Below are 15,859 nucleotides of genomic sequence, written 5' to 3' on the forward strand. Positions count from 1 at the left end.
TCATTAAGAGACATTTGGGGGTCACTCCGCCATCGAACCAACTTGACCCCAAATATGACCCCAAAATTATCCCGATGCGGAGTGAAAATGGAATGCGTATCGGGAGCGCTTTGAACATGAATTTATTGAACAAAGTGCTAAAAAGCAAAACGCCCGCTTAAGTTTCCTTAAGCGGGCGTTTCTAATTTGGCTCCCCTGACTGGACTTGAACCAGTGACATACGGATTAACAGTCCGCCGTTCTACCGACTGAACTACAGAGGAATCGTGTGAACGGGGCGCATGATAACGGCGTGTGCCGTGCATGTCAAAGGCGTAAACCACAAAACTGCACCGTTTGGTGAGAGAATGTGCAATCTGCCGATATTTTTGGCAAATACCGGCGTTTTATCGCGTACTGCTGCCGCTAAAGTGTATTCACCGATGTTTTCTGTTTATCCGAAAAGGCATATAACGGCCCTTTTCCTGACAGAGTGAAGAGGGATATCGCCGTAAAGGAGAGGGCAATACCGCCTAAGATCAGGTAAGTGCCATGAAAACCGATGCTGTCATACATATTGCCAGCAAAGATGGACATGAAAATGATCGATACCTGTTTAAAGAAGCAGAAGCACACCAAATAAATCGTCGCAGAAAAGCGGACTTCAAAAACGCTGGTAATGTATTTGAAGCAGCCAACGATCAGGAAGGGGACTTCGAACATGTGTAGCGTTTTCAGCACAATCACTTCCAGTACAGAGTCGGCAAAAGCAGAGCCAATAATTCGCACGGACATAATTGTACCGGCAATGAGAAGGGCATTCTTGCCGCCGATACGGTTCACAATAAGCGGCGCAAAAAACATGATAGTGGCATTAAGCAATTCACCCAATGTTGTAACGTAGCCGAATACTCGTGTACCTTCCTGTCGGGTTTCAAAAAATGAGGTGAAGAAGTTGGCAAATTGCTGATCGAACACATCATAAGTGCAAGAAACGCCAACGACATAGAGGGTCAGGAACCAGATTTTGCGTTCTTTTAACAACTCAACGGCCATTTTCAGGTTGAACGGTTTCTGGTTGGAGCCTACTTGATCGGCAACGATAGCGCTGGAGGAGGCCTCTGGCTTTGCTAGCAGCAATAGGATGGCGAGGATGACGGCACAACCGGAGCCGAGCCAGAAAACAAACTGGTTATTAATGGTAAACATGATGCCGACAATAGACGCGCAGAGCGCCCAACCGAGGCAGCCGAATAGACGTGCACGACCAAATTCAAACTGGCTGCGGCGGCTGACTTTCTCGATATAGGCCTCAATGGCCGGTGCGCCGCCGTTGTTGATAAACCCCAGATAAATTCCACCGACGATAGAACCTAAAACGATATTGTATTTTAACAACGGGCCAAAAACATAGATAAAGAACGGAGCAAAAAACACCAGCATTATGGTGATAATCCATAACAGGTGTTTTCTCAATCCTAATTTATCAGATAGTAAGCCAAATATAGGTTGGGATAGTAAGGCGAAAAAAGAAATACAGGCGAAGATAATTCCTGTATCGCTTTTGCTTATTTGATTAATATCATGAAGCCAAATAGGGAAGAAGGGAAAGTAAGCCCCCATGATGAAGAAATAAAAAAAGAAAAACAGGCCAAATATCCAGAAATTCTTATTATGTAGGTAGTACATGTTGTCTTCTCCGATATGTATATATTCGCAACATTTACTTTGATGGCGGATATATACTTGCTGGATACAACCAAGATGGAAAGAAGCAGCGTAGCCGCTCTCTTTCGTTGTTTTTTAATACGGTTTTTTCATACCAATATGGTTAGTGACGTTGAATAGCGACGCGATAGTGATAATGCGTTGCTGTGAGCAAATCATCACAATGAACGCTGGGGCTCCAGGAGTCATCGCCACCAATTCCCATATGGAAGCCATCCAGATTGAGCCAAACGCCTTTTTCCTTTTCTAATAAATGATGGTGGGTACACGTCATCAACTGAGTTAGTCCGTAGCGGCTTAGCCCGAAGTGGAAATTTCCGGTGATAGCCCATTTGCCATATGTCAGCGCACGCGTGTTGCAGCGCAACCCGTTCTCCGATGGGAAAATGTAGGGCGTGTGAAGGTCATCCAATGGCAGATTCCAATGCCCATGCTGTGCGGCGAGCTGTCGGTCGGGATAATTTTCATGTGGCCCAAGCCCGATCCAACTGACCTGAGGCGCGACGTCAGCCAATTGGCAACTCAAACCGACTCTGGCCAGTGACGGAAGTACAGTCGCGACATCAACGTCGACATCGACGGTCATTACGCCATATGCATCAATCTGCCAGCGCTTTTTACTCCGTAGCAGAATCTGCCCTGCATGGCGGAATACATGCTCGGTGACAATGTGTACGGCATCGGCGAGTTGGTCTGCCTGAATCGCAACACACTGTGTCTGCAATTGATAAAGCCCAGCTGATTTCCAGCGTTCGGCCCACGCGTGTGGATCGATGCGATCGACTTCGCTGATACCGATGTCGTTATCCAGTGGTGCCCGAACGAATTGATCCTGCAACGGAGTCAGTAGTGCTGGGGTATCGGCTGTCCACCATTGCTCCAGCAAGCCGCTCTGGCGGTTAAATCGCCAATGTTGTTCGCCCTGAACGACGTCAAAATAGATATCGGACGCTCGTAAAACCGGTGGGATTTTCTGCTTAGAGCATGATGCCTCGGGCAGGTGAAGCGGTATAGGGAGTTGCCACTGATCCCAGGCACAGCGATGGTTTGCTTTCGACCAGGCGGTTTCTTTGGGTTGCACGACTTCAACATTGAGCCAAATCTCCCCTGCGCGATCGACGGTGGGAAGTGATTCCAACAGCGTCAGGGTTTGGGTGGCCTGCGGAGCGAGCTTCAGTGGCAGCGAACCTTCTACCAGGGTCTTATCGTCCAGCGTAATGTGCCAATTCAGCTGCTCGTTGTCCGTATGACGGAACAGGTATTCACTGGTAACACGTAATTCACAGGGGGATTCAGCCTGCCAGACGAATTGAATATGCTGCTGTGCTCGTTGGGCTTCATATAGGCTGGGATGTGGAGTGCGATCGGGGAAAAGTAGACCGTCCAGACAGAACTGGCGATCGTTAGGCATATCGCCAAAATCTCCGCCGTACGCCCAGTAGGCATTACCTTGTTCATCATGGCGGATCAGTGCCTGATCGACCCAATCCCAGATGAATCCACCCTGTAACCGAGGGTATTGGCGGAATGCTTTCCAGTAGCGGGCGAATCCCCCCAAACTGTTGCCCATCGCGTGCGCGTACTCGCAGAGGATGAGTGGCCGATGTTCATTCGGCATGCTAATCCATTTCGAGATCGACCATTTGGGTACGTTGGGGAAGGGCTGATCTTCATCAACACGGGCGTACATTGGGCACACAATGTCGGTCGCACGACTATTCGCACCGCCGCCTTCGTAATGCACGGGCCGGGTTGGGTCGTGGCGTTTGATCCACTGGTAAAGCGCATCATGATTTGCGCCGTAACCGGATTCGTTCCCCAATGACCAGATAATGATGCAAGGGTGATTGCGATCGCGCTGCACCATCCTTGATACGCGTTCGCTGTAGGCTGGCAGCCACATGGGATCGTCAGAGAGACGGTTCATTGGCTGCATGCCGTGCGTTTCAATGTTCGCTTCATCCACCATATACAGACCATAGCGATCGCACAGTCGATACCACAGCGGATGGTTGGGGTAATGGGAGCAGCGCACCGCGTTAAAATTATGCTGCTTCATCAGCATAATATCGCGCCGCATCGTGTCTTCATCCATCACCTGACCGTTCTGCGGGTGATGCTCATGGCGGTTAACGCCGCGGATTAGCAGCGGTTTACCATTCAGCAGCAGCAAGCCGTTGCTAATTTCAACTTTTCTGAAGCCGACATCATAGGCTTCCGCTTCGAGCAGTTCGCCTTCCGCTGTTTCCAGTGCGATGACGGCGCGATACAGATGCGGCAGTTCGGCGCTCCACAGATCGGGCCGTTGCACGTCAAGACGGAGTGCAGCCCTGTCATGGTAGGCACCACGTTCATCCACAATGTCGCTACCGAACGCCTGTCGTGTCTCACCAATGAGGTTATTACCGCGCCAAAGCTGTGCGTGTACGCGATAGTTTTTTGCCTCAGACTCGGAGAGTGTTGCCTTTACCTGAATATCCAGTGTGCCATGGCGGAAATCGGCGCTGAGCGGCGTAGTGAGTTGAATATCGCCAAGATGAACCGTCGGTTTATGTAGAAGTGTGACGTCGCGGAAAATACCACTCATACGCCACATATCCTGATCTTCCAGATAACTTCCGTCAGACCAACGTAACACCATCACCGCCAGTCGATTCTCTCCTGTCGTCAGATAGCGACTAATATCAAACTCCGCAGGCAGGCGACTATCCTGCGAATATCCCACCCAGTGTCCGTTACACCAGAGGTAAAACGCGGAATTGACGCCATCAAAAATAACCCGCGTTTGTCCGCAGCTGAGCCAGTCATGATTGACTTTAAAAGTGAGCGAGTAACAACCTGTGGGATTATCTTCCGGAACATAGGGCGGATTAACGGGGATCGGATATTTTACGTTGGTGTAAATCGGTGTGTCATAGCCCTGTAACTGCCAATTGGAAGGAACCGGAATGGTAGCGGAATCAGGCAGGTCCTGCTGCAGCCAGCTTTCCGGCACGGCTTCGGGGCGAGTAAAATAACTAAACTTCCACTCGCCATTCAAGCGACGAAGACGCTGAGATGGTTCATCTTGGTGTGCAGCAGCCACGTTTCTCCAGCTGTTGAATGGCGGGTGAGCAGGAAGCCTCTGATAGTTTGTACAAGCTGGGTTTTCCCAATCACGTCGGGCAAGAATTTCTCGCAGCGTAGCATGCTGGCGTGTTGGATTCGATAAAACGCTGTCGCTCATGATGGCTTTACTCCTGAACGTCTTGAGTCTGTCATTGTGATTGGTTAAATGAAATTGTTATCCGCTCACAATTTGTGTTTTCCATAACATATCGACTTGCCAAAGTGAGTAAAGAGGAATGTGACAATAAAGTGGAAGCGATCACAAAGATCGTTTGCAAAACGAATGAGATAACATCGAATTTGGAAAGCTGCGCGCAATAAATTAACAGGAGTTAAAGACTAAATTATTGTTTATAAGCTTATTTTGTTAGGGTTAGGCAGGCGAGGTGAAAACAGCGCTGTCGTGTAATGGGTTACAAGCGCTGGAGCTGGCGTGTAATGTCCAACAGATTTTTTGTTAATTCTTGCAGGGAAGCATGGGTTGATGAATGGATGGCGGTGCTATGGCGTACGATCAGTTCGGTGGGTAACAGTAGTGAAGTGGCCTGAGTAGGATCGCGCAGCGTAGCGAGCAAACGGGTGACGCCTTCTTTACCTAATAGCCTGAAATCCTGGCGAATGGTCGTCAGTGGCGGGGTGTAATAAGCGCTGTCCTGAGTATCGTCAAAGCCGATCACCGACATCTGCTCCGGCACGCGCAGGCCATATTCGTGCAGTGCGCGTAGAACGCCAAGCGCCATTTGATCGTTCGCTACCACAATGGCGGATATGCGTAGGGATTGTCCCAGCAGGGCCAGTGTTTGGTGATAACCAGAAGCGGCGCTCCAGTCACCGTGCAGTACCGAAACGGGGGATAATCGCTGTTTTTCCAGCTCGGCTAGCCATCCTTCATAGCGTAGGCGTGCGGAAATCGAGGTCATTGGCCCAGTCAACAGAGCGATATGTTGATGCCCTAGTTCCACCAGATGCGCGATAGCTAACCGTGCACCGTGGTCGGGATCGAACATGACATTGAGTATGTCGGTATGGGGATCGGCATCCATAAACAGCACGGGCGTATCGGCACAGGTTTGGCTAATGTGGGCGACTTCATCCGTCGATAGCGGAACATTCACGATGACGCCGCTAACCCGCTGAGAAAGCAGGTCGTTAACGGCGTTATTACACGTGTTGACATCCGGGCTGCTCAGCATGGACATCACGATGTTGATCCCCAGCTGGCTGGCGGTACTCTTAATCGCGGCAGCAATTTGTGATGGTGCATGGAGTGAAAGATCGGTTGTTACCAGCCCCAGCGTGGTGATGGTTTTCCCTGCTAGCTGCTGTGCGACGCGGTTAGGCGTGTAATTCAGCGCCGCCATCGCCTGTTCCACTTTATTGCGAGTACGGGATGAAACATGAGGCGCTTGATTCAGCACTCGGGAAACCGTCTGATAGGAAACCCCTGCGTACTCGGCGACATCATGTAATGTTATGGGTTTCTGTTTCATGGCGATCATTCCGTGCGTGAAAGGGCATTATCATAACAAATCGCGCGGGGAATCCGTAACCGGTGTATGTACTCCGGCGCAATTGAAGCAGGTCAACAGTAAAACCGGGAGCGAACGCTCCCGGTATGTGGGTAGTGAGTTATCCGATATTTACTGTTCGGACAGGACAAACATGCCGTAAGGGTGAATTTGCAGATAGTAACTGTCGCCCGGATTCGGCTGAAGCTGAGTGGCGTTAACCTGCAACAGCATCGACTGACCGTGCCAGTCCACCTGCACTTCGTACTGTGGCCCCATATAGGCGACCTGCGTGATGGTGCAGCGCTGGCTTTCTTCACCCTGATGGCTGAGTGTAATAGCTTCCGGGCGAATACCGACGGTCGATTCACTTAATCCCGCAGCAAACCCCTGCGGGCGCGGAATGAGGTAGCCATAGATATTTACGCTGTCTGCCGTGAAGGTGGCAGGGAAGATATTGGCATCTCCCATAAAGCTGGCCATGAAGCGGGAAGCGGGCTGGCGATAGAGTTCCTGTGGTGCGCCCAACTGCATGATTTTGCCTTTGTTCATCACCAGAACCATGTCGGACACCGCAAAGGCTTCGCTCTGATCGTGCGTGACGTACAGCGAGGTGATGTTGAACTGCTGCTGAAGCTCACGGATTTTCTCACGCATACTGCGGCGCAGGTTGGCGTCAAGGTTACTCAGTGGCTCATCGAACAGCAGGACTTTAGGTTTAAGGATCAGCGCACGCGCCAGAGCGACACGCTGTTGCTGCCCACCGGAAATCTGGTCGACATAGCGATCTTCAAACCCTTCCAGATCGACCAGCGCCAGCGCTTCTTTCACGCGTTGATTGATTTCTGCCTTCGGGCGACCGAGCATTTTTAGCCCGTAGCCGATATTTTCGCCCAACGACATATGCGGGAAAAGGGCGTAAGACTGGAACACCATGCAGATATCACGCTGTTGAATCGAGCGCTCGGTGACGTCTTCGCCGTCGATGAAAATCTGGCCTTCTGTCGGTTTTTCCAACCCGGCAACCGCGCGGAGTACCGTGGTTTTACCGCAGCCTGATGGCCCGAGCAGCGTGACCATTTTTCCCTGTGGGATCGCCAGATTCAAATCATCAATGACGGTGTTGTTGCCGAAACGTTTAGTGATGTGCTTCAGTTCGACAAAGCTTTTTTCAGTATTCAAGGTAATCACTCCGCTTAGGCATTATTCTTGGCTTTCGTGCGGGAAACCCGCGCTTCACCGACCAGATAATCGAACAGGAAAATAATGGCCAGCATGACCACAATCAGGATGGAGCCGTAGGCAATCGCCATACCGTATTCACCGTCTTCCACGCGGTTAAGAATGTAAGACGTGGCGACGCGAGTATCCGGTGTAACCAGAAAGATAATGGCGCTGACGGTGGTAATAGCACGCACGAAGCTGTAAATCAGTGCGGACAGAATGGCCGGACGTAGCAGCGGTAGCAGAATATAAAACACCGTGCGCATCGAACCCGCCCTCAGGCTGAGCGACGCCTCGTCCAGTGATTTATCCAACTGCCCCAGCCCAGCGATACCGGCGCGAATACCGACCGGCACGTTACGCATGACCATCGACATGATGACGATCACCGCGGTTCCCGTTAAGTAAACCGGCGCGCTGTTAAAGGCCAGGATATAAGACACACCAGCAACGGTGCCCGGCACCGCAAAGCACAGCATGGTAGTGAACTCGATAGCCTTCTTGCCGTAGAACTGCTGACGGACCACGATGTAGGCGATCAGTAGCCCAAACAGTGCCGTAATCGGTGCGGCGATGCCCGCGAACAGCAGCGTATCCAGTAAGGAAGGCCAGGCGCCTTCGCTAAAGCCTTGTCCGAACAGCTTGCTGAAGTTTGCCAGCGTCAGGGTGTAATCCACGCCCCAGTTAACGGTAAAGCTGCCGTAGAAAATGCTGCCGTACAGCAGAACGTTAAAGGCAATCCAGACATAAAGCAGGATGCTGACGATCCACACCAGCGAAACCGGCAGCGGCTGCACATCACCCCGGGAGGATTTGCCGGAAATCGTGACGTAGGAGCGTTTACCGATCCACAGATATTGCACGCAGAACACGGCCAGTGAGAACAGCAGCAGGACAACACCGAGCGTACTGGCCGACTGGTAATCCAACTGTGCCCCGGTGATGTAGAAGTAAATCTGGGTAGCGAGTACGTCGAAGTTGCCGCCCAGCACCAGCGGGTTACTGAAATCGGCCAGCGACTGGACGATCACGATCAAGAACGAGTTAGCCAGCGCCGGTTTTAGCAAGGGCAGGAACACTCGCTGAAAGGTTTGATAGCGGTTGGCTCGCAGCGTATACGATGCTTCTTCCAGCGACGGATGAATCGTCTTCATCGCGCCTTCGAGAATCATAAACGACATCGGTGTGAAGGCGAGCACCTGCGCCAGCCAGATACCGGTAAAACCATACAGCCAGTTGGTGTTCGTCAGACCAAACCAAGTCACCATCAGCTCGGTGATATAACCGGAACGGCCCATCATCAGCGTCACGCCTAACCCGACGACAAACGGTGGTGTAACGATAGGCAGGATGGAGAAAATGCGGCCGATAATTGCGGAACGTCGTGCAATACGCGAGGTATAAATCGCCAGCACCATACCGAAGAAGGTACAGCCGATACCGACGGCAACCGACAGCAGGAATGAATTCCAGATCACCCGTAAAATGTGGGCCTGACTTAGAATCTGCATAAACGACAGCGGCGCGAATTCACCACTGTCGTTGGTGAACATCGGAATGAAGATAGCGATGCTGGGGTAAAGAATAAACACGCTAATCAGCGCAATGATGCTGATGAGCGAGCCGATGACGAAGCGATCGCCACCCAGCCAGTCAAGCCGCGAGAGCGCCAGCGTAATAATCGCACTCAGCGCAACAAATAGCCCAAGGGTGCCATAGCCCATGCCACGGCCTTCAATGGTCGCACTAATGACTACAAAGAGGGCGCAGAACAACGCATAAGCCGCATCAAAACGGTGGCGACCACGCTGTTCCCGGCTGGGCGTAAGCAGTGGACGCGCCAGTAATCCTAACGGGAGCAGAAACCAAAGCAGGCTGATATTCAGGTTCGACCAGCTGTAGGCCGCCAGCAGTTCATCGCGTGAGGCATCGAGCAGGCCATAATCCAGGCTCCACGCTGGCAGCAGCAAAAATGTCGCTGCAATCAGCGCCAGCCACAGGAAAACGGGATCCCGTTTAGGCGTCGGTGAGAGAGTTAGTGTGTGTGACATGATGGTTCCCTGGTGCGTGCAAGTTTTATCGAATTGTTTTATGAGATTGAATCGTCACAGGTATTGGTTGGTTAATAATATTGAGTAATGGTTAATCAGCGATGTTGAGAACACTGCGTTAAGCGAAACGCGCATATCGCAGTGTTCCCGTTCTTTTTACAATGAATCAAAGGCAATCAATCAAGGGCAATCAGTCGAGATTATTGGCCCATTTTGACTTCGTTAACCCACTTGGAAATCAGCTCTTTACGCACGTCTGCCGCGCCGTATTTGTCCATGTCGTAGTTGATCAGTTTCAGGTCCTGCAACTTCAGCGACAGTGGGGACGCTTCTGCGGTGGTGTTAGTCAGAATCTGGTAGGACTGGCCTTTCTTCCAGGAGAGTTCCTGTGCTTCTTTTGACAGCGCCCAGTCAACGAACAGCTTGGCGTTATCCATATTGCGCGCGCCTTTCAGGATGCTGACGCCGCCAATTTCATAGCCAGTGCCTTCACACGGGGAGATCAGTGCCAGCGGTGCGCCTTTCTCTTTTTCCAGCGAGTAGTCGTGCAGGAAGCCAATGCCGATAGCGGTTTCGCCACGCGCGGCGTTGCGTGCCGGGGCAATACCGGATTTGGTGTATTGCGATACGTTGGTGTTCAATTTCTTCAGATAATCAAAGGCCTGATCCTGACCCCAAAGCTGGGAGAAGGTCGCCAGTGCGGTATAGGCTGTACCGGAACTCTGTGGGTCAGCAATCTGAATTTCGCCTTTGTAGATAGGGTTGGTCAGATCTTTCCAGCACTGTGGCACCGGCAGATTTTTCTCTTTCAGACGGTCGGTGTTAACGCCGAAGCCGAGAATGCCGACGTAAACCGCAGACGAGTAGTTGCCTTTACGTTTGGCGGGATCGCGGAACTGCGGCATGATCTGATCAAGATTTTTAGACTGATAGGGTTCCAGCAGATCCATTTCGCCCGCTTGAGATTGCGGATCCAGCGTGCCGCCGTACCACACATCAGCTTGTGGGTTCTTCTTCTCCGCATCGACTTTCGCCAGCGTGCTGCCGGAACCGTTGCGGATAAAGGAAGTTTTAACGTTGTGTTTTTCACCGAAGGCCTTGGCTTCCTCCTCGCAGAAGGCGTTGGTGGCGCTACAGTAAATGACCAGGCGACCTTCAGCCCGAGCGGTAGTGGTGGTAACGGCAGCAACGGTCAGTCCAGCGGCGATGAGGGTCGTTAAGGTAGTCAGTTTCATGATGTTTTCCTTTGTATATCCCCGTCATACTTCAAGTTGCATGTGCGTTGGCTTTCCTCGCTCACCCCAGTCACTTACTGGAGTAAGCTCCTGGGGATTCGCTGTGTCGCCGCCTTCCTGAAACTCGAATTATTTAGGGTATAGTTATCGATTATTATTGCTATTTTGATGTCATCAAACGTTCCCGGCGGCTGACACCTGCCATCAGCAGCGGCATCAATAACAGTCCGATGCAGGCTGAGGCCAACGCCAGCAGAGTAAAAAATCCCGACCATCCGTAGTGTTGCAGCACCTGTGCCAGCGGCCAGCCCGCCAGCGCCGCCCCCAGATAGGCAAACAACGCCAGAAAACCTGTCACCGTGCCTGCGGCATCCTTATGGCTGTATTCCGTCGCAGCCAGACCGATCAACATCTGTGGTCCAAAAACAAAAAAACCGATACTGAAGAAACAGGCTGCGAGCAGTGAATAGTGGTGAATCGGTGCCAGCCACAGCGCGGTCATGGTTAAAAACAGCCCAAGTGCGAACAGCAAAATCATCGGTGCGCGTTGACCACGAAACAGCAGATCCGAACCCCAACCAGCAAACAGCGCTCCCAGCAATCCACCCAGTTCAAATAGCGACAGCGTGGCGTTAGCGCTGAGTAGGTTGAATCCGTGGCTCTCCGACAGCCAGATGTTTCCCCAGTCATTCAGTGCGATACGAATCAGGTACACCAGAATGTAGGAAAACCCGAGCAGCCAGATGGTACGGTTACGCAAAATCGCATCGCGCAGAATCTGACGCATCGGCATCGGCGGGCTCTGCTGCTCCTGACGAAGCTCCAGCGCGTCGCGTCGCCACTGACCGACGCTTGGCAACCCTTGCTGCTGCGGTTTGTCGCACAACTGCCAACACAGCCACAGCCCGATCACAATCCCGATAATGCCCGGCACCAGCAGCGCCGCTTGCCACCCCCATTCGGAGGCCAGATAGCCTGCGAGTAAGGGAACCGCCGCGCCGCCGATGTTGATCGACGTATTCCAGCATCCCCACCAGAGGCCGCGCTCATTACGCGAATACCAACTGCTCAGCAGTCTGGCGCAAGGGGGCCAACCCCAGCCCTGAAAGAAACCGTTCAGCGCCCAGACAATCAGCAAACCGGTGAGTGACTGGCAGTACATGAACAGAATGTTCAGCACGCCGGTAATCATCAGTCCGACACCCATAAACCAGCGCACCTGAGTGCGATCGCACACGATGCCGGAGATAAATTTAGACGCGCCATAACAGAGGTAAAACAGCGTCCCCAGCAGACCGATATCGCCTTTGCTTAACCCTAATTCCAACTGCATCACCGGCATGACGAAGTTGATGCTTTTACGCGTCAGGTAAAACGTGGCGTACCCGATAACCATGGAAATCAACAACCGCGGTCGCCAGTAGCGATAGCGCTGACTGATTTGTGTTGGTGAAAGCTGTCCCTTTGGAAACATGGGTGCTTGCATGGGGTTCTCCGTCGCGTTGAGAGAAGAGTAGGGGGATACGAATTAAAAAGGATGAGACAAGGTTTTAGATGGCTAAGAATAATTCCTAGCTAGTCGTCTTTTTGTTTAAATTTTGTGGGCAGGTTAACAATTATGTGCGTGCCGCGCGGCGTTGTGGGTTCACCGCTGACGGCGGCTTTCACCAACCAATTTCCGCCCAGTGCCTGCACGCGTTCTTCAATACCCCGTAGGCCGAAGCCGCTGCCTGTCGAATGTGTACTGCCTTTTTGTGCGATGCCTACGCCGTTATCAATGACGTCGAGCGTAATCAGGTCATCCTGCTGGCTGAGACGGACGGTAATCTGTGTGGCGCTGGCGTGTTTGTTGATGTTGTTGAGCAGTTCCTGCACCAGCCGATAAAGCGTGAAAATTACCACGTCATCATGAGGGGGCGTGGGGAGCTGATAATCCAACTGAAACTGGATGCCGCGAGCCGCAAAGGCGAACTCATCTGCCAGATGATGCAGTGCTTTATCCAGCACCATTTCATCCAGCACCGGCGGGCGCAGCTGGCGCAACAGCTGGCGTGTGGTGTGGTGGATTCGCCGCGACAGCTCGCTGATTTGTCCGGCTGCATGTTGGGCTGCATCGGCAGGGGCACTGTGTTTCACCAGCATGGCCTGAATCTGAATCGCGGTGATGTTTTGGCCGATATCATCGTGCAGCTCGCGCGCGATATCTTTGCGCACGGCTTCTTCGGTATGGATGATACGTTCCATCAGCCGCCGCCGGGTTTTTAGCTCCTGTTCCAACTGCTGACGATAGCGCTGGAGCCGCTGTGCCAGCTGTTGCTGACGGCTGATAGCGATACCCAATCCAATGCCGAGCAGCGCCTGCGTAGAGAGAAACAGTTCGAGCTCGCGCAGGTCATCAAAGGCTCCGCTCACTTGACGCGTGACGGCAATCATCAGGCTGCCGAGTACGGCGGACAGTACGCCACCTTGCCAGCCGAATTTATACGCCATCACCACATTAGGCAGAAAAACGAAGATCAGCAGCAGGCGTTCCATCTCGGGTGTGAACGCCATTTGCAGGCAAACGCCGATAGAAAAAAACAGCGAGCACCAAATCAGCAGCGAAGTACGCAGCGGTGGATCGGGAATCTCCTGCGCCAGCAAGGTCTGCAAATGCTGCTGTTTGATGTATTCGTACAGCAGATAGATGAACGGAATCAGGAGTACGCCGCCGGTAAACGTGGCCAGCAGCGTTTGTGTCAGCTGCGAATGTAACCAAGGGCCAATGGCGATGCCGTGCAAAATGCTGTTGAGCGTCAATGCCGCCAGCAACAGCAGCAGTCGTTGCCAATAAAGCGTATAGCGGTGCCAGATTTTATGTGTGATGACGGCCGGAATCAGGCTCAGAAAGGGAGAAAGCAGTAATAGCGAGCGCGTCATGAGCTGCTCGCTGATAAGCCAGCTCTGGATAGCGATTTCTGAAAGCAGCAAGGTCGGCCAGTATTTGCGCGGCAGCAAAATCATCAACGCCAGCCGCAGCCCTTGCGGTAACAGCAGCGTAGCCTGCTGGCCGTTATTGCTCAGATAGAAACTGATGGTCCATAGCGCCAGCCAAATCAGGCTGTAGAAAAAGGCCAGAAACAGCGTCATACCGATGACGTGCAGGCGGCGCATGGCCTATTTCCCGGCCAGCAACTGGTGTTGCAGTGCAAAGTGCACCAGTTCTACCGTGGATTCACACTGTAATTTACTGAGAATATTGGCGCGGTGAACATGAACCGTCTTATGGCTAAGTTCGAGCTGTTCAGCGATGCTTTTGACGCTAATCCCGTTGATCAGCAGGCTGAATATTTCTCGCTCGCGTGGTGTCAGCGTCAGTAACTCCTTCGGTGGCTGCTGCTGATGGCGAATGGCGTGCAGCGCATCGGCACACAGGTAAAGGCCACCGCTGCTGACCACGCGAACCGCCTGCACTAACTCTTCTGGGCCACAGCGCTTCGTTAGGTAGCCGCCCGCGCCCGCATCCAACGCACTTTGTACAAACGCAGTGGTGTCATAGATGCTTAGAATAATGGCGCGAAAATTGGGGCGCTGCTGACGTAGGCGGGTTAATAACGACAGGCCGCTTTCATCGGGCATGGCGATATCAATCACGGCAACGTCAATCGGCTGTTTGAGCAGATGCGGCCACGCCTGTGCCGCCGAGCCATATTGGCCAACGACCTGAATGTCATTCTCTAATGTCAGAAGCTGTGCAAAGCCAGACCGTACAACGATGTGATCGTCAACCAAAGCCACATTAATCATGGTTTCGCCGTGTGAATCCAAAGTCATCAAAGCGCCATAATGCGGGGGAATGCAGAGGCGAGCAATAGCAGATAATTAAAATGGAATCGGCTTAACAGATATACCCGTCATACTTCAAGCTGCTTGTGCGTTGGCTGCTCTTACTCACCCCAGTCACTTACTTGTGTAAGCTCCTGGGGATTCGCTCGATTGCCGCCTTCACGCAACTCGAATTATTTAGGGTATATACAATTCTATTTATTGATCGAATGGTGAAAGGCATATTGATAGAACGCGGAGTTATTTGACTCATTTTATCGAGAGACATACTGTTTTTCTCCTTAAATCTATGTATTTAGAAATCGATGTGTTTACGATATCAGGTGAAACAGAATGATGAATAAATGGCGTATAACGCTGGTGGCGGGAATGGTCACAGCCGCAATGGCGTTGACCGCGTGCGATAATGCAGGTAGTTCTGCCAATCATATTAAAGTTGGTGTGATTAACGGCGCAGAGCAGGATGTCGCCGACGTCGCGAAGAAAGTTGCAAAAGAAAAATATAATCTGGATGTCGAGCTGGTTGGGTTTAGCGGTTCGCTATTGCCGAACGAGGCAACGGATAAAAGCGATCTGGATGCGAACGTATTTCAACATCGTCCTTTCCTGGAACAGCAAAATCGCGAACACGGTTATAAACTGGTGGCGGTAGGGAACACCTTCGTTTTCCCGATGGCAGGCTATTCGAATAAGATCAAAAACATCAACGACCTGAAAGACGGCGATACGATTGCGATTCCTTTCGATCCCACTAATCTGGGACGAGCGCTGCTATTACTGGAGAAAACTGGATTAATTACCCTTAAGCCGGATACAGGTTTATTGCCGACGGTGCTGGATATCACGACCAATCCACATAACCTGCGTATTATGGAGGTGGAAGGAGCGCAGTTGCCACGTTTGTTAGACGATCCACAAGTGACGGTGGCGATAATCAGTACGACATATATTCAGCAAACGGGCTTAACACCAACCAAAGACGGTATTTTCATCGAAGGTAAAGAATCACCGTATGTGAATATCATCGTAACGCGTGAAGATAATAAAACGGCGGAGAACGTCAGAAAATTTATTAAAGCCTATCAGTCTGATGAAGTTGAGCAGGCTGCCGACCGTATTTTTAACGGTGGTGCAGTGAAAGGTTGGTAATACGCATTTTGATGCTGCCATTTTTACTAAAAAGATGGTAGCGCATTAATTT

Annotated in this window: 10 protein-coding genes and 1 tRNA gene; 1 reads left to right on the forward strand and 10 read right to left on the reverse strand. The window is 51.7% G+C overall.

The features are described from left to right. Positions 1–187: 187 nt before the first annotated feature. The 10 genes from GZ59_RS07365 to GZ59_RS07410 form a co-directional block, all read right to left on the reverse strand. A tRNA-Asn gene (locus GZ59_RS07365) sits at positions 188–263 on the reverse strand. Positions 264–405: 142 nt separating this feature from the next. Further along, entirely contained in the window at positions 406–1,668 is a 1,263-nt protein-coding gene (locus GZ59_RS07370) for an MFS transporter (protein ID WP_011093072.1), read from the reverse strand. Between the two features lie 142 nt (positions 1,669–1,810). Continuing rightward, on the reverse strand, positions 1,811–4,933 hold the full coding sequence (locus tag GZ59_RS07375) for a beta-galactosidase (RefSeq protein WP_039290968.1): 3,123 nt from the start codon (positions 4,931–4,933) through the stop codon (positions 1,811–1,813). Positions 4,934–5,228: 295 nt separating this feature from the next. Then, positions 5,229–6,305: a LacI family DNA-binding transcriptional regulator gene (locus tag GZ59_RS07380; RefSeq protein ID WP_011093074.1), complete on the reverse strand. Its 1,077-nt coding sequence runs from the start codon at positions 6,303–6,305 to the stop codon at positions 5,229–5,231. A 150-nt stretch (positions 6,306–6,455) separates the two neighbouring features. Beyond that, positions 6,456–7,514, reverse strand: a complete 1,059-nt coding sequence (fbpC, locus tag GZ59_RS07385) for a ferric ABC transporter ATP-binding protein (RefSeq protein WP_011093075.1) — start codon at positions 7,512–7,514, stop codon at positions 6,456–6,458. Positions 7,515–7,519: 5 nt separating this feature from the next. Then, entirely contained in the window at positions 7,520–9,598 is a 2,079-nt protein-coding gene (locus GZ59_RS07390) for an ABC transporter permease (protein ID WP_011093076.1), read from the reverse strand. A gap of 200 nt (positions 9,599–9,798) precedes the next feature. Next, complete coding sequence (locus GZ59_RS07395) at positions 9,799–10,833, reverse strand: ABC transporter substrate-binding protein (protein ID WP_011093077.1); 1,035 nt, start codon at positions 10,831–10,833, stop codon at positions 9,799–9,801. Positions 10,834–10,993: 160 nt separating this feature from the next. Beyond that, on the reverse strand, positions 10,994–12,319 hold the full coding sequence (uhpC, locus tag GZ59_RS07400) for an MFS transporter family glucose-6-phosphate receptor UhpC (protein ID WP_011093078.1): 1,326 nt from the start codon (positions 12,317–12,319) through the stop codon (positions 10,994–10,996). Between the two features lie 89 nt (positions 12,320–12,408). Then, positions 12,409–13,986 carry an MASE1 domain-containing sensor histidine kinase gene (locus GZ59_RS07405; protein WP_039290971.1) on the reverse strand — a complete coding sequence of 526 codons (1,578 nt, stop codon included), beginning with the start codon at positions 13,984–13,986 and terminating at the stop codon, positions 12,409–12,411. Between the two features lie 3 nt (positions 13,987–13,989). Beyond that, positions 13,990–14,619, reverse strand: coding sequence for a response regulator transcription factor (locus GZ59_RS07410; protein ID WP_011093080.1), 630 nt, complete (start codon positions 14,617–14,619; stop codon positions 13,990–13,992). 372 nt (positions 14,620–14,991) lie between these two features. On the opposite strand from GZ59_RS07410, the gene GZ59_RS07415 reads away from it, so the two are divergent. Then, complete coding sequence (locus GZ59_RS07415; RefSeq protein ID WP_039290973.1) at positions 14,992–15,807, forward strand: MetQ/NlpA family lipoprotein; 816 nt, start codon at positions 14,992–14,994, stop codon at positions 15,805–15,807. Positions 15,808–15,859: the final 52 nt, after the last annotated feature.

Origin of the sequence: Pectobacterium atrosepticum (genome assembly GCF_000740965.1) — a bacterium.
GTDB lineage: Bacteria > Pseudomonadota > Gammaproteobacteria > Enterobacterales > Enterobacteriaceae > Pectobacterium > Pectobacterium atrosepticum.